We start from the raw sequence: 25,323 nt of genomic DNA, 5'->3' as shown, positions 1-25,323 counted from the left end.
AATGCAAGATAAAGTAACAGATAAAATAGAGCAAAAGGTTGAAGAAGTAGGAGGAGTTATAGCCGAAAGCTCTGCTTGGGAAAGTATAAAGAGTTTTCTTGATCTTCATATTAGTTTTACTGATGAGATTAAAATATCTATACTTAACCTGTTGATTGTTACTACGGTAATTTTTATTGCCTCGATAATTTTAAGGGTGGTTTTTAAAATCCTGACGAGAAAGCTTCCTAAAGACGATAAAATTAAGTTTAATGTAGTTTATGGGTATTTCAGATGGCTAATCTACCTTATCATTTTATTAATTACCCTGCATTCGGTCGGTGTGGATGTAACGGCTATCTTTGCAGCTTCTGCAGCTCTTTTAATCGGTGTTGGTTTAGCTTTGCAAACACTATTTCAGGATATTATATCTGGGATTTTTATACTTATAGACCAATCGGTTCATGTGGGTGATATTATTGAAATTGAAGATAAGGTGGGGCGCGTGGAAGAAATTAAATTACGCACAACCCGTGCCGTTACTATAGACAATAAGGTACTCATCATACCAAACCATTTGTACTTAACCAATAGTTTGTATAATTGGACACAAAATGGAACAACTACTCGGGAATCGGTATCAGTAGGGGTAGCTTATGGCAGTGATGTACAGTTGGTTAAAAAATTATTGATTCAGGCAGCAAGTACCCATCCTGATGTGCTAACTGAACCAGAACCTACCGTAGTTTTTACCAGTTTTGGAGATAGTTCATTGGATTTTAAAATTATATTTACTATAAATGATAGCTTTAAGGCACAATTTCCAAAGAGTGATATACGTTTTGAAATAGATCGCTTGTTTAGGGAGCATAACGTAACCATTCCGTTTCCACAAAGAGATGTTCATATTATTAAAGGTCCAAAATAAAACATTGAATTATTAAGAATAAAGGGGCAATGCATACAACTTCGTTTCAAAACATTTCAAAAGTGCTTTGCTTTCTTGTTTTTGTATTTGTTTCTAAACTATCTAATGCCCAACTTACAGATTTAGCTCGATTGGAATATTCGTTTATGCCTAAAAATAAATCAGATGACCATTATACAAGGCTTCGAGGATTGATTAATTACCCAATAGAGTTGAAAAATGATACCTATATAGTTGTTGGTGCTGAGTATAATCAAATTCTACTTAATTTGGAGGATCACTACCCTTTTGATGTATCTGGGTTAAGCAAGATTCATGTTATAGACTTAAATTTTGGTTATACGTTTAAGTGGAATGATAATTGGCGGGTTGGAGTAAAGTTTAATCCCAGGGTTGCTTCAACATTGACAAAATCATTGGTGTCTGACGATTATTTTATGAATGGTGGGGTTTATTTAATAAACGATAGAACTAAAGATGAAAACCTAAAACGCCCTTATCGATTAATTTTAGGCTTGACTTATAATGCGACTACGGGATTACCTTTTCCCTTACCTTTTGTAAGCTACTTTAGGGAAATTAACGACAAATGGAGTTTTAGTTTGGGCGTTCCTAAATCAAACTTAAAATATGCCTTAAACGCTAAAAACAATGTTCAGGCATTTGTGGGACTGGATGGGTATTTAGCACATTTACAAGAACCTTCATTGGTTAATGGACAACAGGTTGATAACATTTCGTTATCTGTTGCCATTGGTGGTTTGGGGTATGAATATTTGTTCACAAAGCATTTGGTAGGGTATTTGTATACAGGTTACACGTTTAGATTAAATAATGTATTACGTAACGAAAAGAGGGATGAAATTTATAAATTGGACGACATCAATACGTTTTACTTAAGAACAGGAATTAAATTTAAAATTTAAATATGTCAAAAATATTAGTCATTGAAGATGAAGCCGCCATTAGGCGTGTGTTGGTTAAAATACTTTCCGAAGAAAATAGTACGTATCAAGTTGAGGAAGCCGAAGATGGTTTATCGGGAATTGAAAAAATTAAAAATGAGGATTACGATTTAGTGCTTTGCGATATTAAAATGCCTAAAATGGATGGTGTTGAGGTATTGGAAGCGACCAAAAAAATTAAACCTGAAATTCCAATTGTGATGATTTCTGGTCATGGTGATTTGGACACCGCAGTTAACACTATGCGGTTAGGAGCGTTTGACTATATATCAAAACCACCGGATTTAAACCGTTTATTAAATACGGTTAGAAATGCTTTGGATAAAAAGGAGCTGGTTGTCGAAAATAAAATTCTAAAGAAAAAAGTCAGTCAGAAATACGAGATGATAGGTGAAAGCATTGCCATTTCCAAAATCAAGGACATGATTGATAAAGTTGCCCCAACCGATGCTCGTGTACTTATTACTGGTCCTAATGGGACTGGAAAGGAATTGGTCGCGCATTGGTTACATGAAAAAAGTGAACGCTCTAGGGGTGCTTTAATAGAGGTGAACTGTGCGGCTATCCCTAGTGAACTTATAGAAAGCGAATTGTTTGGTCATGTAAAAGGAGCGTTTACCAGTGCCAACAAGGATAGGGCAGGCAAGTTTGAAGCGGCTAATGGTGGTACTGTTTTTCTTGATGAAATAGGGGATATGAGCCTATCGGCACAAGCTAAGGTGCTTCGTGCCTTGCAGGAAAATAAAATACAACGGGTAGGGAGTGATAAGGATATTAAAGTAGATGTAAGGGTAATTGCTGCTACCAACAAGGATTTAAAGAAAGAGATAGAAGATGGCAAGTTTAGGGAGGATTTATATCATAGATTGGCCGTGATTTTAGTGGAAGTTCCAGCACTTAATGACCGTAGGGATGACATTCCATTATTGATCAATCATTTTGCAGAAAAAATAGCTAATGAACAGGGAACAGCCGTAAAAAGCTTTTCGGATAAGGCGATTAAACAACTTCAGGAATACGACTGGACGGGCAACATCAGAGAACTCAGAAATGTGGTGGAACGCCTTATTATCCTTGGCGGTAAAGAAGTAAGTGAAACCGATGTGCAGCTTTTTGCGAGCAAGTAATGTGAGCTTATACCATAGTTACTCAACATTTGATAAAAACATTGAGAAAAGGAAAAATCATAGGAATTCATATATTCATTTTTGTCATTTTAACAATTGTTTTATTTCTTTCTTCTGAACTATTATTGAACAAATTTGCATCAGGAATTCACAATGTTGAAATGTGGCTAAATTTAATAATATATGGAACAATTGGGATTTTGATTTTGACAATAATTTCGTGTCTGATTTTTATCAAAAAAGGAAAAACGGACATTGGAAAAGCTGACTTATAAACAGACCTCAATGCTTCTTTATGGAGTTGCTTTGATTACACCAATGTTTTTCGGTACTTGGACAATTGGCGTTTTTGGACTGATTATGGGCTGGTTAGGAATTTTTGCTTTAGAACCATTTGTTGCGATTCCTTGGTTTGCGAATTTTCTATATTTTGGAAATCTAATTTTTAACAAACTAAATCTGAAAACGAAAATCGGAATGTCTGTTCTGACTATAATTTTTGCAATTTTAATTGTTGGACTACTATCACTACCAGATAATGCAGGCGGAAATAATAGAGAGGTTACCGTGGGAATTGGATTTTTAATATGGATTTCTAGTTTTATCGTTTTATTAATAGGACAATTAAAAGAAAAAAATAAAAACGTTGGGTAACAAAGAACTGAGTTAAAAACAAGTGTTTTTAAGTTTATTCCTCTGCTGAATAGTCCTACGGACGATTCCGCGCCAAAATCATATCCAAACCTTTAAGTAAGAAATTCTTTGAAATTCAAAACACAAATAAAAATATTATCTCGTTTCACACAATTCCAACTGAGCCATATAGTTTGAGGCCAAAGTTTTTATGGCATGGTTAAAATGGTTTTTTATGGCTTCTAAGCTTTCGGTTTCTAAAGTCTCTGTGCTGCTGTTGACAGTTAAGACCTCATGTTTGCAATTACAAATATCTAAGGTGCTGTTATAGGTTTTTACGTTTAGAGCTATGGCATTTTTATAGGATTGGATTAGCTGCTTCTTTTTTAAAGAAAGTTCCTGTTCCTGTTGCTCTGCCAATTTGGCCTTTATCTCCTCTTCCTTTTGTTTTAAGGCTTCTTGCTGTTGCTTTAATTTTAGCTGTTCTTTTTCTAAATCGGAAAGAATGCTGACCTCCGCTTGGGTTTCAATAGGTTCGGTGTATTCGGCAACCGAGCATTTGTCAATTTCAATAATACTTTCCTTGCTTAATTCTCTGGCTTGCTTTACAAAAAAGCGCCCATCTTCATAGGTAGTAACACCGTCTACCTTTGCCAATAGGTCAATGCTTTTATTGGCCAATGTTAAGGCCTTGTCGCAACCGCAATCTCCTAGAGTGTTTTTGGACAGTTTAAAAGATTTTAAAGAGCGATCGGCATAATATTTTAAATGACTAATATTGTTGGAGTCATAAGCATCCTTGACATGCGAATAAGCATTAACAAGATACGCATTGGCTTCATCACAGTTGGGTTGTGCATAACCAATAAAACAAACTAACAACAGGAGAAATAAATAAAAAGTTTTCATTTAGATTTGGTTTCATTACATAAATAGGTAGGACGAATGTAATAAAAACAATACACTTTTATGTGCAGTTCATCGAAAAGTTGAAACAAACTATAGCATTATTTTTTTAACCATAGGATTTATTAACTAAAGACTATCAATTAGATAAATTATAAAACCGTTTGTATTTTATATATTTAAACCTTTATAAATGATGAAAAATGGATGAATATAAAGTAAGATCAAAAATCACTTTAAAACATCTTAAAACGAAAGTTGTTATTGATAATGCCAAACAGCAGCTTAAGGTAATTAGGAAGCAACTTGGTGATTTACAGAATACCATGTACGCCCATAACAAATATGCTGTTTTGGTGTGTTTGCAAGGAATGGATACTGCGGGCAAGGATAGTTTGGTACGTGAAGTTTTTAAGGATTTTAATGTTAGGGGGGTTAATGTGCATAGTTTTAAAGTGCCTACCGAATTAGAGTTAAGCCATGATTATTTATGGCGCCATTATATTGCATTGCCAGAACGAGGCAAGTTTGGTATTTTTAATCGAACCCATTATGAAAATGTTTTGGTGACCAGGGTGCATCCTGAGTATATTTTAGACGAAAATATCCCGTCGGTCAATTCGGTTGACGATATAAATGAAGTCTTTTGGGATAAGCGTTTTGAGCAGATCAATAACTTTGAAAGACACCTTGCAGAAAATGGAACACTTATTTTTAAATTCTTTTTAAACCTGTCTAAAAGTGAACAGAAAAACCGATTATTACGCCGATTAAACAAGCAGGAAAAGAACTGGAAATTTTCGCCGGGAGATCTTAAGGAACGCAAGCTTTGGGATAATTATCAAACGTGTTACGAAGACGCTATTAATAGAACCTCAAAACCATATGCACCTTGGTATACTATTCCAGCCGATGACAAACCAACAGCACGTTATTTAGTGGCCAAAATTTTATTTGATACCTTAATACAGTACACCGATATTAAAGAACCAGAATTAGACGACAATATTAAAGCAAATATTGCCTTGTACAAGGAACACTTACAAAATGAATGACAAGTTTTGTGATTTCTTTTAGAAATGATAGGTTTATAAATAATAGATTTGATATTTCAAAAACACACCCATTTATGAGATGTATTAGAACCGCTATTTTAGTCTTTTGTGTATTGTTTACAACCAACCTGTTTTCACAAACGGATGAGGAAATATTTAAAAACATTTATAAATCGTCATTAACTAATGGTAAGAGCTACGACTGGTTAAATTACCTTTCAAATCAAATAGGTAGTCGTTTGTCTGGGTCTTTGGGAGCTGAACGAGCTGTGGCTTTTACCAAGCAAGAACTTGAAAAACTTGGGTTGGATAACGTGTGGTTACAGCCTGTAATGGTGCCAAAGTGGGTCCGGGGAGCTAAAGAATATGCTTATATTAAGTCGGCAAAAGGAACCACTACGGTTAATATTTGTGCTTTAGGTGGTTCTGTTGCTACACCACCACTTGGTTTAAAATCAGCTGTGGTTGAAGTTCATGATTTTCAGGAACTGAAAGCCTTGGGTAAAGAAAAAGTGGAGGGTAAGATTGTATTTTACAACCGCCCCATGCAGCCTGATGTAATCCAGACATTTGAAGCCTATGGCGGTTGTGTCAATCAGAGATACGAGGGGGCTTTACAAGCTGCCAAATATGGAGCCGTTGGCGTTATTGTACGCTCAATGAATTTAAGATTGGATGATTTACCCCATACTGGAAGTATGACCTATGAGAATTTACCCGTTGATAAGCGTATCCCTTCGGCAGCGATAAGTACCAATGATGCTGAACTATTAAGTACTATGTTAAAATTAGATCCATCAATTGAATTCTTTTTTAGGCAAAATTGTAAGCAATTAAAAGATGTACTGTCCTATAATGTTATTGGTGAGATTACAGGTAATGAATTTCCAAATGAGTATATGATTGTTGGAGGACATCTAGACTCATGGGATTTAGGAGATGGTTCTCACGATGATGGTGCGGGTGTTGTTCAGTCTATGGAGGTATTGCGACTATTAAAGGAAATAGGCATTAAGCCAAAGCGTAGTATACGGGTTGTTTTGTTTATGAATGAAGAGAATGGCTTGCGTGGTGGTAATAAATATGCCGAAGAAGCTAAACAGAAAGGTGAAAACCATGTATTTGCTCTTGAGAGTGATGCAGGTGGTTTTACGCCTCGTGGGTTTAGTTTTGATTGTACCGATGCAGCCTTTAATCAGGTTTTGAGCTGGCAGCATTTATTTAAACCTTATTTAATTTACTTTTTTGAAAAAGGAGGTAGCGGTGCAGATGTTGGCCCTTTAAAAACCAATACAAATGTGTTGGCAGGATTAAGACCAGACTCTCAGCGTTATTTTGATCATCACCATGCTAGTAACGATACTTTTGATGCTGTTAATAAGCGAGAACTGGAATTGGGTGCGGCAACAATGACTGCATTAGTATATTTGTTCGATAAGTATGGTGTTAATACAATGGTTAATCGGTTAAAAAATTAATAAGGATATGGAATTAAAAAAAATTAAGAAACCCATTTTACCAATAGCTTTAATGCTAACGGTGTTTGTTATGGCACAACAAGATGAAAAATTACCTTATTATGAAATTCCTCAGCATGCCGAAAGTTATACCGCAGGGACTGTAGCTTCAAGAATGGTTGACGGCTTGGGCTTTCGTTACTATTGGGCAACCGAAGGATTAAGGCCAGAAGATTTAAGCTATAAACCAAGTGAAACTGGTAGGACTATAGAGGAAACTATAGACCATATTTTTGGTTTATGTAATTTTATTTTAGGGAATATATCTGAAGATAAGGGTAGGAGTGAAAAAAAGGAATTGACTTTTGAAGAAAGACGGAAACAAACCCTTTTAAGTATTAAGAAGGCTTCTGATATTTTAAGACAAATGGAAGATTTATCGAAATTCGATAACGACAGATTCCCATTTTGGAATATTATAAATGGACCTATAGCTGATGCGTTGTGGCATTGTGGACAAGTGGTTATGCTAAGAAGGGCTTCAGGAAATCCGTTTAATTCTAAGGTTAGTGTATTCTTTGGTAAGCTAAGGGAATAACTTAAATTTGTTTAAGATTCTGTCAACTAAATGTTGTGTAGTGTAATTATAACCTAAATTTGTTGATGGTGTAGAGGCTTATTTTTATCACTTAGCGGCTCTTTTAGAAAAATCTTGCATATTTGATAATAGCCATTTCTATAACCTGTGATCAAAAGGTTAATATCGTTAGGTGACCAGGCAGGTAAAATATCCTTAACGTCGTTATAGGTGACTTGAGTTTTATGTCTGGCATCGTTATGCATAATGAATATTTCAGAATGCGTCATATCATCAACCTTAGCAGAATAAGCAACTCTTGCACCCCTAACATTAGACCAATTAGGATATTCACTATGGTCTTTAAAATAACTAAGCCTATCTCTATCTTTAGTGATTATATTGTATGTATAAATAATGTTGCTTTCGCCCTGTGTATTTCTGTTGGAATAATAAATAACATTATCTCCTCTTGGTGTAAAGTTTGGGTAGAGGTTAATGTGTTTGTTTGAAATAATTTTTTTTAAGCGTTTTCCCTTATTAGAGCACATATAAATATCAAAAATATCGACACTTTCTTTGTGGCTAAACACGACTTGAACACCATTTGGTGCAAATCGGGCAAAGGATTTATGCCCTTCTAAGTTTATGGGAACTTTATCTATTGTATTGGTTTCAAAGGAATAAGTGTAAATTTCGGAAGTGCCACTTCTATCAGACTCAAACAGTACTATGTCTTTGTAGGGATGCCATGATGGACGCCTATCATTAGCTTTACTTTTAAACAATGGTTTTTGGTGTCCACCATTTTTATCCATGATGTAGATTTGCCAAAGCCCATCACGGTTCGATTCAAAAACTATTTTGGACCCTTCTTTGTTGTAACTGGCATATCTATTATCAGCATTGGTGTTGGTAAGCAATTCTTCCTTATATCCCAATTCTTTTTGGCCAAAAGTAGCAAGGGTAATACATGTATAAAGTAAACAAGTTATTTTTTTAAACACTTAAAAAAAATAATATGAGATTGTTCACTAATATAAACATTATCTTATAAATGGTATATATGAGCTTATTTCTTTTCTTTAAAAGCCAAATGCAAATGTATATAATGCCTAATGGTTATAAAGCAAGACTCCCAGTATTTTGATCTCTGTTGGTTTTCTTTTTTGAGAGTAACATAACCAAATTACAACTAATGATACTAATGAGTAAATAATTAGCATAGCTCCAGTAGAAATTACAGCTAGTAAGACCAAAATAACAGCACCCACAATAATGTTAATAGTGTTGGCAGAAAGACCTAATACGCCTACACTATGTTTTAATCCTTCGTATTTTTGAATCATAAAGGGTTGTTATAAATAACTTAACCACCATTTGTCTTTGTTGTTTGCCTTGTATATCATATACTTTTTACAAGGTATATAGAGTAACATAACGATGGCTATCCATACAATATATGTTGTAAAAAGAGAATAACCATATTTTGCTAATCCTGGCAGGTGGTTTCCATGTATAGAAAGTAATAATTCCATACCATTATCATTATATAAAATAATACCTATAATGGCTGTAGTATGTATTACGAATACATGCAAAAAATAATAGAACAACGGCACACGGCCAAAAACCAAAAAGAAATTAGATATCCTATTCTTAACATTTTCAATACAATATAAAAACAGTAATGAAGGTCCTATTGTAATCAAAAGATATGATAGGGAAGGTGGATATTTGGTAACATTAAAGAATGATAAAATGGTTTTTGTTGATGTATCTTGATGGCTCCAAGGTACCAAGTCGCCATAACTGTTTATGCTGCGTATGATAAAAAAAAATATAATGGCCCCAACACCAAGGCGTAGTAACCATTTTTTTCGTTTGCCCAAACTATACCCTTTTGTAAATAATGAACCTAAGCAATAACCTAAAGCAATTAATCCTATCCAGGGTATAACAGGGTAAGCAAAATATATAAATTTATCTCCAACAGTAATTCCATTGGCTTGGTGAAGCATGTACCAGATAACCGACTTTAAACTACTGCCTTTCATGGTTATATTGTCTAAAATATTATGTCCAGCAATTAATATAAAACCAATAATTGCAATTAGTTTTCGAGGTAAAAAAACAAGAAAAGATAGACAAACCATACTCGTGCCAATGGCCCAAATAACCTGTAAAACAACAAAACTATAGGAAAGATCGAATGTCCAATTAAGACTATTGAGTATAATCTCTAAGATGATTAGCCATATACCTCTGGTAAATAGAAATATAAACAGTTTAGGCTTGGTTTTATTGCTGCCATATAAAAATGCAGAAGTACCCGCTAAAAAAACAAATACTGGGGCACAAAAATGAGTAATAAATCTAGTAAAAAATAAAAAAGGAGTTGTGGTTTCAATATCTGTAGGATCGTGGATAGCAACGTCGAAATGAAAATAATCCCTAACATGGTCCAGGGCCATAAGGACCATAACCACCCCCCTTAGGATATCTATAGATTGAATTCTAGTTGATTTAACCAAAGTCATAACCCAAATTAAATTTATAGGTAGAATAAATTATTGTTCCCAAATATCATTAAGATTTTTATTATAAAATGTTTATTGGGTCATTGCATCGGAAATACCTTTAGTATCCGCAAATTGTTGGAAGGAAATTATTTTACCATTTTTAAGTGTCCATAAATGCGCCATTTGCAGATTTATAACAGCTTCATTTTTTTTGTGTTTGGCCTCATACCTCCCAGTTGCCAAGACTTTATTGTTGGTCATTTCGTGGAATTCTAGGTTAGATAGGTTCCAATATTCCCAATCGTTCATAATCCTGGAAAAAACACCATCTACGACAGCATTAAATCCCTTATATGGATTTCCATCGGCATAAGGAAAATTTTCAGCTTCGTTCCATATTAAATTTTCATCCATAACTGCCCCAACAGATTCAATATCTCCCTTAGCAAAATTGTCGTAAAGTGTTCTAATGGTTATAACGTTGTCTGGGTTTAAAAATGGATCTAGACCAAGTTGCCCCATAAAGACTAGGTTATCCATAAAGTCCTGTTCTTGGGCAATCTTTCCATCCTTCATTTTTACAATAGTGCTACCTTCTATATCTACGGATTTTCCAGTAGCAGGAATACCAAAGAAATCTCCAGTGTGCGTTCCTTTGTAATGCCAATGCTTTACGATTTTATCGCCTTGCCCGAAAACATCTATAATAGTAAAGGACACATCAGAGAAGCCATTAATAAAGTTCGAATAGTAGGCTTTAAAATCTTCAATTCCAATGATGTTTTCAGGACTTGTAATGAGCGTAATATCCTCAGTAAAGTTTAAGAGGTTAATTAGGTCTAAATTGCCATCATTTATAATATGATCCCAGGTTTCGGTGTACATTTTAATATTGTTTTCAATTTTAGAGTCTTTACAAGAATACATAGAAAACAAGGCAAAGAAAATAAAAGAGGTGATTAATTGTTTCATTTTGTTTGGTTTTAGTTGGTTATTGGTTTTGGTCATTAAATACTGCTGTATGAATTATAAAGAATGTTAATTGAAATAAATGAAATAGATAAAAATGGCATTAAAAGTCTTTTTGATGTCACCAATTTTTAAAGCCTTAGGGGAATAGGATTACAATTTGGAAAAAAATTAAAGACAAAATATTTTTTTATAAGGGTAAATCGAAGAAAAAGAGCCATACCTTAAAGTATGGCTCTTTATATATCAAACGATTTAAGTATTTACCCCATTTTACCATTTACAATTCCAACTACTGCTCCAGTTATAGCGCCCATAACAACCATTATAGCAATATCAAGTCCAACCATTTGATAAGTAACGTCAGAATTCATTGCTAATTGAAAAAAGTCAAAATAAAGTGCTATGAATAGTGAAATGATGGCACCAGCTTTAGCACCAGTACCTCCTGTTGAAATCTGTGCCCATTGACCAAAAATGTAAGCCATAAACAAGCCAAGAGACAGACATCCTAAAAATATCATAAGCATAGTTGTTGAGTTTTCTTCTGGTTGTGGAAAGCTGTCCTGGAATAACATACCATAAAAAACCCAACCTAAAAGAAAGTTAACTACAGCGCCAGCTATACCAGCTGCCAAAAAATTTTTTGTTTTCATTTTAATAAATTTAATTAGTTAGTTGAAACTAAATGTATAAAAAAAATGTTAATTCATTAAATTATGTTGTAATTTTTTAATGAATATCTATTAATAAAGAGGTGTTGTTGAAAATAATTAAACCATGAATTAGTGTTTAAGGCCTGTAGATTTGTTCTACTAAATCAATGTATTTTTCAATAATCACCTTACGCTTCATTTTTAAAGTTGGTGTTAAGTGTCCAGCATCAACAGACCAAACATCGGGAGTCAACTTAAAGCGTTTTATCTGTTCCCATTTACCAAACTTTTTATTGCATATGTCAATCTCTTTTTGGATTCTAGAGCATACAAGTTCAGCATTGATTATGTCTTCATTAGTGCCGCCGATCTTATGATGTTTTCTTTCAATCCATTCTTCTAAGAATTCGAAATTGGGTTGTATTAGGGCAGCAGGCATTTTTTCACCTTCACCAATTACCATTACCTGTTCTATAAAACGAGATTGTTTTAATTCGTTTTCAAGCAGGGTAGGGATAATATATTTTCCGCCAGAGGTTTTGAACATCTCTTTTTTTCGACCGGTTATCTTTAAAAAACCATCTTTGTCAATTTCGCCTTTATCACCAGTGTGAAAGTAATCTCCGGTCATTACCTCGGCAGTTTTTTCTGGGTCTTTGTAATACCCCATCATAATGTTGGACCCTTTAACAAGAATCTCACCATCATCAGCAATTTTAACTTCAACTCCATCTATTGGTTTGCCAACAGTTCCTACTTTATAGTATTTATTGGCAATCATGCCTACAGAAACAACAGGAGACGTTTCGGTTAAACCATAGCCTTCCATAATATACATGCCAGCTGCACCAAAAATTCGAGATAACCGTGGTTGTAATGCAGCACTACCAGAAACCATGGTGGTTAATTTTCCACCTAAGGCAGCACGCCATTTTTTAAAAACCAGTTTATTGGCAATGCTTAATTTAAATTCATAAAACCATCCATTTTTACCATATGGTTCCCATATTTCACCCAAACCGACCGCCCAATAAAACAGCATTTTTTTTACACTGCTTAATTCCTCTGCCCTTGCCATTATTTTGTCGTATACTTTTTCCAGGAGCCTGGGAACTACACTCATCATATTGGGTTTTACTTCCTTGGCATTGTCGCCAATTTTGTCAAGGGCTTCTGCATAATATATGGATGTACCAGCATGCTGATACACATAAATAAGAACACGTTCAAAAATGTGGCATATAGGTAAAAAGCTAAGCACACGGGTTTCTCCTTTAGACAGGGGTACTCTTGGGGCACTATTTAAAACATTACTGGTTATGTTCCAATGGGATAGCATAACCCCTTTAGGTTTGCCCGTAGTTCCAGAAGTATAAATAATAGTGGCTAAATCATCCTTGTCTACTTCAACTTTTCTTGTTTCAACGTCATCTTGGTTGGAATTGTCTGCTCCAAGATCAAATAATTCAGAATAGTGTTTCTCACTATCTATAAGGTCAAATGTATAAACAGCTTTTAATTTTGTATTACTTTTAACTTTATTTATTTTTTCAATTACCTCAATATCTGAAACAAAGCAAAAAATAGACTCGCTATGGTTTAGGATATATTCATAATCTTCAGAGCTTATGGTTGGATATATAGGTACGTTTTGAGCTCCAATTTGAAGCACCCCTATGTCCACAATATTCCATTCGGTTCTGTTCGTTGAAGAAATAACCGCAATTTTATCATCTTTTTTAACACCTAATTTTATAAGGGCTCTACTTATGGCATTTGCTTGATCTATATACTCCTTGGTTGATGTTTTTATCCATTCACCATTGTATTTAGTAACCAAAGCTGCATCGTTTGGGCAATGTTCTAATTGGTAATAAGGAAAATCAAAAAGTCGTGTAATAGTTGTCATTCGAAATTTTTAATGCGTTGATGCAAAGTATGAAATTTAAAACCGATTTTCAAATAAGCAGTATTAAAAAGGTATTTAGGGTAAGCTTACGGTTAGACTTAAGGTTAAGATGAATATGTGAAATAGTTTTTTGAAAATATTTTTATTCATTTTAAATTTTTATGAAAAAAGAATAAAAACAAACTCAAAACTATCATTCTTTATAAATAAAATTAGCTTTCGTTACTATATATTCTATAATTAGAATAAAAGTTTAAATAATTGTTTTTTTTGATTTAAAAATTCAAACGTTTTCGTAATGTAAAAACGCTTCAATCTATTACTGTTATTGAGTTTACTGACTTTTGTCAGTTTTATAATCTGTATTTGAAAGTACCTTTGAACAGTTAATTTTTACAAAGAATTTTTCAAAATATTAATGGCATAAGTAATGGAAGTAAAAGAATTTAAAACTGGTATTTGGATAAATAAAGTTGATGTAAGAAACTTTGTGGTCAATAACATCACACCTTATTATGGGACACATCATTTTTTGGTTGGTCCAAGCGATAGAACCCAAAAATTGTGGGAAGTGTGTAAAGAAGCCACCAAGGAAGAGCGTAAAAATAATGGTGTTCGATCGGTAGATACAGAAAGTATTTCTACAATTAGTGCATTTAATGCTGGCTATATCGATAAAGAAAATGAAGTGATTGTTGGTTTACAAACCGATGAACTTCTAAAACGCACCATGAAACCATTTGGGGGCTTTAAGGTGGTACAAAAAGCGTTGTCTGAACATGGTCTAAAGCCCAACAAGGCCATAACAGAATTGTTTTCTAAATATGTAAAGACACACAACGATGGTGTTTTTGATGCTTACACTGCTGAAATAAAAAAATACCGTTCTCTGGGATTTTTAACGGGTTTACCAGATAATTATGCAAGGGGCAGGATTATTGGCGATTACCGTAGGGTGGCCTTATATGGTATCGATTTTTTAATAGAATCCAAGAAAGCCGATTTAAATAATATCCAAGGACCAATGACAGATGCCACTATCCGTTTACGTGAGGAGGTATCTGAACAAATTAAGGCCCTAAAAGAAATGCTGGAATTGGGAGCAAAATATCATTTAGACTTAAGCCGCCCGGCTGAAAATGCAAGAGAGGCTGTGCAGTGGACGTATATGGCATATCTAGCGGCAGTAAAAGAACAGGATGGAGCAGCTATGTCTTTGGGTAACGTCTCAACCTTTTTAGATATATATATAGAAAATGACTTGCAAGAAGGTCTAATTAGTGAAGTAGAAGCTCAGGAATACATTGACCAATTTGTAATGAAATTACGTATGGTACGTCATTTACGAATGGGTGCTTATGATGAAATTTTTGCAGGTGATCCAACATGGGTAACCGAAGCTATTGGTGGTATGTTTGAAGATGGAAGAACCAAGGTGACCAAAACCTCTTTCAGATTCTTAAATACATTATACAATTTAGGTCCTTCCCCAGAACCAAATATGACCGTTCTTTGGTCTGAGGAGTTACCCCAAAACTTTAAGGATTTCTGTGCTAAAGTAGCTATCGATACCTCATCCCTACAATTTGAGAACGACAACTTAATGCGAAAAAGTAGGGGAACAGACGATTATGGTATTGCCTGTTGTGTATCTCATCAAGCATTGGGCAAATCTATTCAGTTTTTTGGTGCGCGAACTAACTTGGCAAAAACATTATTGTTGGCCATTAACGGTGGTCGTTGTGAAATTACCGGAACTAAAATGGTTGAAGGTATTGCACCCTGCGATGATGAATATTTAGATTTCGATACGGTTATAACCAATTTTAAAATAGCCATGAAGCAGGTGGCGCATGTATATAATGATTCTATGAATATTATTCACTACATGCACGATAAGTATTATTACGAAAAAGCTCAAATGGCTTTAATCGATACTAATCCAAACATTAATATGGCTTATGGTATTGCTGGACTATCTATTGTTGCAGATTCATTATCAGCCATTAAATATGCCAAAGTAAAACCAATAAGAAATGAAGATGGCTTAACGGTAGATTTTAAAATTGAGGGAGAGTTCCCTTACTATGGCAATGATGACGATCGTGTAGATGTGTTAGCGGCTAATGCGGTTGCCGACTTTAATAACGAATTAAAGCAACTGCCAGTTTATAAAAATGCAGAACCTACAATGTCGGTGTTAACTATAACCTCTAATGTTGCATATGGGAAAAAAACAGGAGCTACACCAGATGGTAGAGCTAAAGGTATACCATTTGCGCCAGGAGCTAACCCAATGCATGGACGTGATTCCAATGGTGCTATAGCCTCATTAAATTCTGTGGCTAAAATTAATTATAAGGACTCTCAAGATGGTATTTCCAATACATTTTCTGTCATACCAAAATCTTTGGGAGCTAATGAAGAAGATCGAATTGAAAATTTAGCAACTATTTTAGATGGCTATTTTTCAAAAAATGCACAGCATGTAAATGTAAATGTATTAAATAAAGAAACGTTATTGGATGCTATGGAACATCCTGAGGAATATCCGCAATTAACCATTCGTGTTTCCGGTTATGCTGTGAACTTTGTGAGATTAACCAAAGAGCAGCAATTGGAAGTCATAACGCGGTCATTTCATGAATCCATGTAAATTTTTTAATATTTTGAATTAGAAGTATCTGAAAATAGAAGTGTAAAAAGCTTCTTTTTCAGATACTAATTTAAAACGGGAAATCATTCAAGCTCAAGACAACATATTACACGTACATTCTATAGAATCGTTTGGTACACACGATGGCCCTGGTGTTCGTATGGTAGTTTTTTTACAAGGTTGTAAATTAAAATGCCTGTATTGCCATAACCCAGATACGATAGACACACATGGAGGTAAAGCCTATTCTATAGAGGAATTGGTACAAATGGCAGTTAAACAGAAACCCTATTTCGGAAAAAAGGGAGGTGTCACCGTATCGGGAGGTGAACCTTTACTGCAGTCCAAAGCATTAATTCCTTTTTTTAAGAGGTTAAAAGAGGAAGGCATACATACCAATATTGATACCAATGGTAGAATATTGAACCATTTTACCGAAGAGTTGTTGGATGACTATACAGATCTGGTGATGTTGGACATTAAACACATGACTGAGGCAGGATATCAATCGATTACAGGAGTTAAGAATAAAGAAACCACATTTAATTTTGCCAAGTATCGTGAAGCCTCAGGGAAATCGATGTGGCTACGCTATGTGCTTATTCCGGAAATTACGCATAAACCTGAGTTATTACGTGCTATGGGCGAGTATTTCAAAGATTATAAAACTATTGAAAAGATAGAAATCCAACCTTATCACAAATTGGGGATACATAAGTGGGAGGCTTTGGGATGGGACTATCAACTAAAGGAGGCACGGGAAAATACACCAGAAGAACTCGATGGGGCCGTACAAATACTGCAACAGTATTTTAAGGAAGTAAAAGTAAATTAAACAAAACCTATGTTGCAAATAGCAATGTAAAAATACAATGAGACAATGAATAAACAAAAAATAAAAAACAGATGGTTGATAGCAGCTTCAGCGGTTGGGATACATATTTCTATTGGTTCTGTTTATGCATATTCGGTAATGACCAATCCAGTAAAGGCTATTTTTGATGTAGATGGTAGTGTTGTAAAATGGGCATTTAAAATTGCCATTTTATTGCTGGGACTATCGGCTGCATTTTTAGGTCGTTGGGTTGAAAAAGTAGGACCTAAAGTAAGTGGAACAACTGCTGGAATTTTTTATGGTATAGGTATATTAGGTTCTGGACTGGCAGTACAATTGGCATCCTTGCCTTTATTCTATCTGTGTTATGGAGTAATAGGTGGTATTGGACTAGGATTAGGATATATAACACCAGTAAGTACACTCGTTAAATGGTTTCCAGACAGGAGAGGATTGGCAACAGGGATGGCCATTATGGGCTTTGGCTTTGCCGCCTTAATTTTTGGTCCCATCATGCAATCACTTTTTGATTCAGTTGGTGTAGCCAATGCGTTTTATATTTTGGGTGTAGTTTATATGCTCATCATTTTATTGTCGGCAAGATATATTGAAAGACCACCAGAAGATTATATGCCAAAAGGGTTTCAGCCTAGAGAAGGAAAAACTGTTAAAGCAGATATGGCCAACATAGATGCCAGCGAAGCGTTAAAAACAACACGTTTTTACTACATATGGCTGATGATGTTTATAAATATAGCTTGTGGTATTGCGATTATTTCTGCTGCAAGTCCCATGATGCAGGAAAAATTGAACTATAGTCCTATGGAAGCCGCCGCAATAGTAGGACTAATAGGGGTCTTTAATGGTTTAGGTAGAATATTGTGGTCCAGCCTTTCAGATTATTTGGGAAGGGCTAACACTTATATTGTGTTTTTTGTATTTCAGGTATTAGCTTTTTACTTCCTGCCAAAGATTACAATGGAACTAAGTTTTTTAGTTATTTTATTTACCGTTATTACCATGTACGGAGGAGGCTTTGCAACTTTACCGGCTTTTTTAGGAGACTTATTTGGCACCAAACAATTAGGAGCTATTCACGGGTTGGTATTAACTGCCTGGGCCTTGGCAGGTGTTGTAGGTCCAACTATTTACGACATGGTTAAGTCTACCACCGGTTCTTTAGATACAACTCTAGCGGTGTTTGCAGGATTGTTCTTAGTCGCCTTTGTAGTTGCGATGTTTATGAAAAGGGAAGTCACTAATGCGTATAAAAAATTAAATAAAGGAATAAGTTTTGCTTAGAGCTGTATAAATCAATTTTTTCATATTTTTTTAAACCATCTTCATTATCATGTGAAGATGGTTTTTTATGCAAATCAGGGAATATATAAATTATTCATTCTATGATTTTTATCATTAAAAAACTACTTTTTTGGGGCTACTTTTACACATGTTTTTAAAAATTATTAATCATGGAAATATTAGAAGAAGTGAAAACAAGAGTGTACAAATTTGGTAATAAGAACGCCGATGGAAATAGTTCAATGCGAAACCTTTTAGGAGGAAAAGGTGCCAATTTAGCTGAGATGAGCTCAATTGGAATCCCAGTTCCTCCGGGTTTTACTATAACAACCGAGGTTTGTACTGAATATAACGAATTGGGGGAAGTTGCAGTTGTTGAGATGATAAAACCAGAAGTTGAAGCTGCCATAGCCAATATTGAGAATTTAATGGGTTCCGGTTTTGGCGATAAGGATAACCCCTTACTAATTTCGGTACGATCAGGAGCTCGTGTATCCATGCCAGGTATGATGGATACGGTTTTGAATTTAGGAATCAATGATGAGGTAGTGCTTGGGTTGGCCAATAAAACCAATAACGAACAATTTGCTTGGGATTCTTACCGTCGTTTTATTCAAATGTATGGAGGGGTGGTTTTGGGTATGAAACCTGCTTCAAAAGAAGATATAGATCCTTTTGAGGAAATTATGGAACACCTAAAACATAAAAGAGGCATCCAATTGGATACTGAATTCACGGTTCAGGATTTAAAAGACTTAGTTTACGATTTTAAAGAAGCTGTTAAAAAACGTACAGGGCATGACTTTCCAACTAACCCTTGGGACCAGCTTTGGGGAGCTGTCGTTGCGGTATTTAACAGTTGGAATGGTGATAGAGCTGTGTATTACAGAACTATGAATGGTTATCCAGCCGATTGGGGAACTGCAGTGAATGTTCAAGCCATGGTATATGGTAATATGGGCGATAATTCTGGTACAGGAGTTTGTTTTACGCGCGATGCTGGAACTGGTGAAAACGTATTCAATGGGGAGTATTTAATCAATGCCCAGGGAGAGGATGTGGTTGCAGGTGTAAGGACGCCACAGCAGATTACTAAATTAGGTTCCCAGCGTTGGGCGGAATTGGCTAAAATTGAAGAAGAAGATCGTTTGGAAAACTATCCTTCACTAGAAGAACTAATGCCTTCTATTTTTGAAGAGCTTAATGGTTATCAAGATATTTTAGAAAAGCATTACCGTGACATGCAGGATATGGAGTTTACCATTCAGGACGGCAAATTATGGATCTTACAGACCAGAAATGGTAAACGTACAGGAGCAGCTATGGTAAAAATTGCCATGGATTTGTTGAAAGAGGGTATGATTAACGAAAAAGAAGCTTTATTGTTGGTAGAGCCTAATAAATTGGATGAATTATTACACCCCATATTCGATCCTTCAGCATTAAAACGAGCCCATGTTATTGCTCAAGGTCTGCCAGCTTCTCCAGGAGCGGCAACAGGTAAGATTGTGTTCTTTGCAGACGAAGCAGCCAAATTTAAAAATAGTATCCTAGTGCGTATTGAAACCTCTCCAGAAGATTTGGAGGGTATGAATATAGCCAAAGGTATTTTAACTGCTCGTGGAGGAATGACATCACATGCAGCCGTTGTGGCTCGTGGTATGGGTAAATGTTGCGTGTCTGGAGCTGGTGCATTAAAAATTAACTATAAAACCAGAACTTTAACTGTTGATGGTCATGAGTATCATGAAGGTGATTGGATTTCATTAAACGGTTCTACAGGTAATATTTTTGAAGGTAAGGTAGCTACTATGGAACCTGAATTAAGTGGCGAATTTGCAGAGCTTATGGAATTGACCGATAAATATGGAAAAATGAAGGTGCGTACCAATGCTGATACCCCAAAGGATGCTCAGGTGGCCCGTAGTTTTGGTGCACAGGGTATCGGGTTGACCAGAACGGAACACATGTTTTTTGAAGTCGATAGAATTAAAGCTATGCGTGAAATGATATTGGCAGATACTGTTAAAGGTCGTAAACAGGCTCTAGAGGAACTGTTGCCTATGCAACGATCAGATTTTGAAGGCATATTCGAAGCTATGGAAGGGCTATCTGTAACCATTCGTTTATTAGATCCACCATTGCACGAATTTGTGCCACATCAACTGACCACCCAAAAAGAATTAGCAGAGGACATGCATATTTCCTTGCAAGCGGTAAAAAATAAAGTGGCAGAACTAGAGGAGTTCAACCCAATGTTAGGGCATAGAGGTTGTCGTTTAGGAAACACTTATCCAGAGATCACCGAAATGCAAACTAGAGCTATTATTGAAGCAGCACTTAACTTGAAGGAACGTGGCATTATTTGCAAACCAGAGATTATGATTCCATTAATTGGAACGGTTAAGGAGTTTGAGGCTCAAGAACAAGTGATTAGGGGTACTGCAGATACCGTTTTTGAGGAGCGAAATGATACAGTTGAGTATTTGGTAGGTACCATGATTGAAGTTCCTAGAGCTGCCTTAATGGCTGATTTAATAGCTGAAAAAGCTGATTTCTTCTCTTTTGGAACCAATGACTTAACACAGATGACTTTTGGTTATTCCCGTGATGATGTTGGTAAGTTCTTGCCTATATATATTGAAAAGGGTATCTTAAAAGTCGATCCTTTTGAAGTATTAGATCAGGAAGGCGTTGGACAATTGGTGAAATTGGGAACTGAACGTGGTAGAAACGCAAAACCAAACTTAAAGGTTGGTATTTGTGGCGAACATGGAGGTGAACCAAGTTCAGTAGAGTTCTGTTATAACACAGGAATGGATTACGTGAGCTGTTCACCTTATAGAGTACCTATAGCACGTTTGGTATCTGCACAAGCTGCTATAAAGGCAAAAATGTAGAATTTATTACTTAATTTAAAGAAAAGCCTAAGTCATATAAAATCGACTTAGGCTTTTATGTATTTCAGAATTTTGTTTTAACTATGGCTTTCAATCCACTTTCTAGCATTCACAAAAGCCTCTAACCAAGGAGACACTTCGTCTTTTCGACCTTCAGGATAGTGTGCCCAGTTCCACTGGAACGTAGAACGTTCTATATGTGGCATGGTTACTAAATGACGTCCAGTTTTATCACACATCATAGCGGTATTGAAGTCGGAACCATTTGGGTTGTGTGGATAACCTTCATAGGCATACTTTGCACAAATATTATATTGGTCTTCAGTATATGGCAAATTGTATTTTCCTTCACCATGTGAAATCCATACACCCAACCTACAACCAACTAATGATGATAGCATTATCGAATTGTTCTCTTGAATTATAACTGAGGTAAATGCGCTTTCGTGCTTATGGGAATTGTTATAGGTTAATTTACCGTGTATTTTATGTTCAGGATTTACCAGCTCCAACTCCATCCACAATTGAGCACCATTACATATACCAACAGATAAGGTGTCTTTACGTTTAAAAAAGTTTTTAATCACTTCATTGGCCTTATCGTTGTATTTTATAGCACCTGCCCAACCTTTGGCAGAGCCTAAAACATCTGAGTTACTAAATCCGCCAACAGCTCCTAAAAATTGGATATCTTCTAAAGTTTCGCGACCAGAAATCAAGTCGGTCATGTGTACGTCTTTCACTTCGAAACCGGCTAGATACATGGCATTTGCCATTTCGCGTTCACTGTTACTACCTTTTTCACGAAGGATAGCGGCTTTAGGTCTCGACTTCGATAGATTTGATAAACTAGGTAGTTTACCGGTGAAATGTTTTGGAAAAGTATATTGTAGGGGTTGGTTTTTATAATTATTGAATCGCTCTTCGGCCAAGCCATTAGCGGTTTGCTTTTTATCTAACAAATAGGAGGTTTTGTACCAAATATCTCGAAGTCTTGAAACGGTTAATGTAAATATATCGGTTCCATTAATAATACTCAATACATCATTGTTAGTAACTTTTCCAATATTGAAAAACTCTATATCTGCTTCAGATAATACCTTTTCAATAGAATCATCTTTTGTTTGTATAACAATACCTGTATTTTCACTAAATAATAATTTAAAGGAATCCTTTTCATTTAATAAAGACAGGTCTAATTCAGCTCCTAAATTATTGTCTGCAAAGCATAGTTCTAGTAAGGTTGTAATTAATCCACCTGAAGCAATATCATGTCCTGCAATTATTTGTTCATCAACAATTAATTGTTGAATGGTATTGAAAACTGTTTTAACATAGTTGGCATCTTTTACGGTAGGGGTTTCAATGCCAATTTTGTTTAGTATTTGAGCGAATGAACTACCACCTAATTTAAAGCTATCTTGTGAGATATTTATATAGTATATAGGACCTGCATTTTTCTTATATACAGGTTCAACTACTTTGTTGATATCATTACAATTTGCTGCAGCAGAAATAATAACCGTACCAGGGGCAATAACATCTTCATTAGGGTATTTTTGTTTCATGGATAACGAATCTTTACCGGTAGGAACATTAATGCCTAGGTCGATAGCAAATTCTGAAACAGCTTTTACAGCTTCATACAAACGGGCATCTTCACCTTCATTTTTACAAGGCCACATCCAATTGGCAGATAAGGACACATTTTTTAAGCCTTCTTTTAAAGGCGCCCATATAATGTTGGTTAAGGCTTCGGCAATGGAATTTCTACTACCAGCAATAGGGTCGATGAGCCCAGAGATAGGGGAGTGACCAATGGAGGTTGCAATCCCTTCCTTTCCTTTAAAATCCAAGGCCATAACGCCTAGGTTGTTTAAAGGCAGTTGTAATGGTCCGGCACATTGTTGTTTGGCAACCTTTCCCCCCACACAGCGGTCTACTTTATTGGTTAACCAGTCTTTACAGGCTACGGCTTCCAGTTGTAATAATTGTTCGAGATAATCGTGGAATTTATCCGTAGTATAGTTAACATCTTGGTAGTTTTGTTTCACCGTTTTATCAATCATTATTGTTTTAGGCGAGCTGCCAAACATATCTTCTAAAGCTAGATCCATAGGCGTATTACCATTGGTTTTAGATTGGAACGTAAACCGATTATCTCCAGTTACATCACCTACAGTATACATGGGCGAACGCTCACGATCTGCTATTTTATGAAGTGTTTCCAAGTGCTTTTTGGCAATAACCAATCCCATACGTTCTTGCGATTCGTTACCAATAATTTCTTTACTCGATAGGGTTGGGTCACCAATAGGTAAGGCATCTAGATCTATTATTCCACCAGTATCCTCTACCAGTTCAGATAAACAGTTTAAGTGACCTCCCGCACCATGGTCATGAATAGAAACAATAAAATTCTCTTCACTTTCTACCATACCACGCACAGCGTTGGAAGCACGTTTTTGCATTTCTGGATTAGAGCGCTGTACAGCATTTAATTCTATCCCAGAGGAGAACTCACCGGTATCGGCTGATGATACCGCGGCACCACCCATACCAATGCGATAGTTTTCACCACCTAGAATTACAATTTTATCTCCTGTTTTTGGTGTGTCCTTTAATGCTTGGTCTTTTTTACCATAGCCAATACCACCTGCGAGCATTATGACTTTATCAAAACCTAACTTTCTAGGTTTTGTGGCTGAGTTTATCAAATCCTCAATATTTTCAACAGCCTCTGCAATTAAGTTTTCCTCATGCTCAAAGGTCAATACAGAACCACAAATAAGAGGTTGACCAAATTTGTTTCCAAAATCGGATGCACCGTTAGAGGCTTTTATTAGAATATCCATTGGGGTTTGATATAACCAGTCACGTTCATTAAAGGCTTGTTCCCAAGGGCGATTTGCTTCCAACCGTGAATAGGATGTCATGTAAACTGCGGTTCCAGCTAAAGGAATAGAGCCTTTACCACCTGCCAATCGATCTCGGATTTCACCTCCAGATCCAGTAGCAGCACCATTAAAGGGTTCTACTGTAGTAGGGAAATTATGGGTTTCGGCCTTTAATGAGATAACCGATTCAAATTCTTGTGTTGCATAGTAGTCGGGAATATCAGCACGCTTTGGTGCAAATTGCTCTACTTTAGGGCCTTTAATAAAGGCTACATTATCTTTATATGCAGAAACGATATCGTTTGGATGGATTTCCGATGTTTTTTTTATCAGTTTAAAAAGCGACTTTGGTTTTTCTTCACCATCAATTATGAATGTGCCATTAAAAATTTTATGACGGCAGTGCTCGCTGTTTACTTGTGAAAAACCAAATACTTCAGAATCTGTCAATGGTCTACCAATTTTTTTTGCAACACCTTCTAGATATTCAATTTCTTCATTACTTAAAGCCAAGCCTTCCTGTTCGTTATAAGCTGCTATATCTTCAATGTTAAGTATAGGCTCTGGTGTAATGTTTATAGTAAATGAATCTTGGTTTAACCCTTTGAATTTCTCAGAAATCATAGGATCGTAATCTTTGAAATTTTCAGCCACAGCCTTAAATTTCTCAATGCGGATAATATCTGTAATGCCCATATTTTGGGTTATTTCCACTGCATTGGTGCTCCATGGGGTAATCATGGCTGCACGCGGACCAACAAAAAAAGCATCTAAGGATGCTTGTTCTATTTTAGGTTGGTTGCCAAATAACCATGTTAATTTTGATATAGTTTCAGGTGATAATTCTTTTGTGGTTTGAACAGCAAAAACTTTGCTATCTGTGTTTCCAAAGAAATGAATCATTATAGATGTATTATGTTGCGTTTTGAAAATGCAAAAATACGTTTTTATTTTAGATTGTTGATTAAGGATTTTTGATTTTTAAGTAGTTTTTGAACAAGCTTTTTAACAGTGGTTTTAACAATTCAGATGGTAGTCTTTGGTTACAAC

Annotated in this window: 18 protein-coding genes; 11 read left to right on the top strand and 7 right to left on the bottom strand. The window is 35.6% G+C overall.

Going from position 1 to position 25,323, the window contains the following annotated elements; translation table 11 throughout:
- The first annotated feature begins 1 nt into the window (after window position 1).
- From MR053_RS08675 to MR053_RS08660, 4 genes are all read left to right on the top strand, one after another.
- The gene (locus MR053_RS08675; protein ID WP_242132058.1) at window positions 2-907 is read left to right on the top strand and encodes a mechanosensitive ion channel family protein; all 906 of its coding nucleotides are present in this window, start codon (window positions 2-4) and stop codon (window positions 905-907) included.
- Between the two features lie 29 nt (window positions 908-936).
- Window positions 937-1,833 carry a DUF6268 family outer membrane beta-barrel protein gene (locus MR053_RS08670; protein WP_242132057.1) on the top strand — a complete coding sequence of 299 codons (897 nt, stop codon included), beginning with the start codon at window positions 937-939 and terminating at the stop codon, window positions 1,831-1,833.
- 2 nt (window positions 1,834-1,835) lie between these two features.
- The gene (locus MR053_RS08665; RefSeq protein ID WP_242132056.1) at window positions 1,836-2,999 is read left to right on the top strand and encodes a sigma-54-dependent transcriptional regulator; all 1,164 of its coding nucleotides are present in this window, start codon (window positions 1,836-1,838) and stop codon (window positions 2,997-2,999) included.
- Window positions 3,000-3,284: 285 nt separating this feature from the next.
- On the top strand, window positions 3,285-3,653 hold the full coding sequence (locus tag MR053_RS08660) for a hypothetical protein (protein WP_242132055.1): 369 nt from the start codon (window positions 3,285-3,287) through the stop codon (window positions 3,651-3,653).
- A gap of 135 nt (window positions 3,654-3,788) precedes the next feature.
- Here the strand turns inward: MR053_RS08660 and MR053_RS08655 are convergent, their stop codons facing one another.
- On the bottom strand, window positions 3,789-4,541 hold the full coding sequence (locus MR053_RS08655) for a hypothetical protein (protein WP_242132054.1): 753 nt from the start codon (window positions 4,539-4,541) through the stop codon (window positions 3,789-3,791).
- Window positions 4,542-4,741: 200 nt separating this feature from the next.
- Here MR053_RS08655 and MR053_RS08650 point away from each other — a divergent pair, with 200 nt between their 5' ends.
- The 3 genes from MR053_RS08650 (at window position 4,742) to MR053_RS08640 (ending at window position 7,648) form a co-directional block, all read left to right on the top strand.
- Window positions 4,742-5,593: a PPK2 family polyphosphate kinase gene (locus MR053_RS08650; RefSeq protein ID WP_242132053.1), complete on the top strand. Its 852-nt coding sequence runs from the start codon at window positions 4,742-4,744 to the stop codon at window positions 5,591-5,593.
- A gap of 74 nt (window positions 5,594-5,667) precedes the next feature.
- On the top strand, window positions 5,668-7,071 hold the full coding sequence (locus MR053_RS08645) for a M20/M25/M40 family metallo-hydrolase (RefSeq protein WP_242132052.1): 1,404 nt from the start codon (window positions 5,668-5,670) through the stop codon (window positions 7,069-7,071).
- Window positions 7,072-7,078: 7 nt separating this feature from the next.
- Window positions 7,079-7,648, top strand: coding sequence for a hypothetical protein (locus tag MR053_RS08640; protein WP_242132051.1), 570 nt, complete (start codon window positions 7,079-7,081; stop codon window positions 7,646-7,648).
- Window positions 7,649-7,701: 53 nt separating this feature from the next.
- Here the strand turns inward: MR053_RS08640 and MR053_RS08635 are convergent, their stop codons facing one another.
- From MR053_RS08635 to MR053_RS08615, 5 genes are all read right to left on the bottom strand, one after another.
- On the bottom strand, window positions 7,702-8,568 hold the full coding sequence (locus MR053_RS08635) for a hypothetical protein (RefSeq protein WP_242132050.1): 867 nt from the start codon (window positions 8,566-8,568) through the stop codon (window positions 7,702-7,704).
- 417 nt (window positions 8,569-8,985) lie between these two features.
- Window positions 8,986-10,167: a DUF1624 domain-containing protein gene (locus MR053_RS08630; protein ID WP_242132049.1), complete on the bottom strand. Its 1,182-nt coding sequence runs from the start codon at window positions 10,165-10,167 to the stop codon at window positions 8,986-8,988.
- 72 nt (window positions 10,168-10,239) lie between these two features.
- On the bottom strand, window positions 10,240-11,121 hold the full coding sequence (locus MR053_RS08625) for an ester cyclase (protein ID WP_242132048.1): 882 nt from the start codon (window positions 11,119-11,121) through the stop codon (window positions 10,240-10,242).
- A 260-nt stretch (window positions 11,122-11,381) separates the two neighbouring features.
- Window positions 11,382-11,774 (bottom strand): hypothetical protein, encoded by a 393-nt coding sequence (locus MR053_RS08620; RefSeq protein WP_242132047.1) that lies wholly within the window; start codon window positions 11,772-11,774, stop codon window positions 11,382-11,384.
- Window positions 11,775-11,910: 136 nt separating this feature from the next.
- Entirely contained in the window at window positions 11,911-13,683 is a 1,773-nt protein-coding gene (locus MR053_RS08615) for an AMP-dependent synthetase/ligase (RefSeq protein WP_242132046.1), read from the bottom strand.
- Window positions 13,684-14,113: 430 nt separating this feature from the next.
- Here MR053_RS08615 and pflB point away from each other — a divergent pair, with 430 nt between their 5' ends.
- From pflB to ppdK, 4 genes are all read left to right on the top strand, one after another.
- Complete coding sequence (pflB, locus tag MR053_RS08610) at window positions 14,114-16,339, top strand: formate C-acetyltransferase (RefSeq protein WP_242132045.1); 2,226 nt, start codon at window positions 14,114-14,116, stop codon at window positions 16,337-16,339.
- 82 nt (window positions 16,340-16,421) lie between these two features.
- A complete protein-coding gene (gene pflA / locus MR053_RS08605; RefSeq protein WP_317221711.1) occupies window positions 16,422-17,174 on the top strand; it encodes a pyruvate formate-lyase-activating protein in 753 nt (250 codons plus the stop codon).
- 45 nt (window positions 17,175-17,219) lie between these two features.
- Window positions 17,220-18,476 carry an L-lactate MFS transporter gene (locus tag MR053_RS08600; protein WP_242132043.1) on the top strand — a complete coding sequence of 419 codons (1,257 nt, stop codon included), beginning with the start codon at window positions 17,220-17,222 and terminating at the stop codon, window positions 18,474-18,476.
- Between the two features lie 170 nt (window positions 18,477-18,646).
- Entirely contained in the window at window positions 18,647-21,376 is a 2,730-nt protein-coding gene (gene ppdK / locus MR053_RS08595) for a pyruvate, phosphate dikinase (RefSeq protein WP_242132042.1), read from the top strand.
- A gap of 77 nt (window positions 21,377-21,453) precedes the next feature.
- Here the strand turns inward: ppdK and purL are convergent, their stop codons facing one another.
- Window positions 21,454-25,176 carry a phosphoribosylformylglycinamidine synthase gene (gene purL, locus MR053_RS08590; RefSeq protein WP_242132041.1) on the bottom strand — a complete coding sequence of 1,241 codons (3,723 nt, stop codon included), beginning with the start codon at window positions 25,174-25,176 and terminating at the stop codon, window positions 21,454-21,456.
- Between the last annotated feature and the right edge of the window lie 147 nt (window positions 25,177-25,323).

Origin of the sequence: Aestuariivivens marinum, assembly GCF_022662175.1 — a bacterium.
Taxonomy (GTDB): domain Bacteria; phylum Bacteroidota; class Bacteroidia; order Flavobacteriales; family Flavobacteriaceae; genus Aestuariivivens; species Aestuariivivens marinum.
This window is presented reverse-complemented; position numbering and strand designations above follow the sequence as displayed.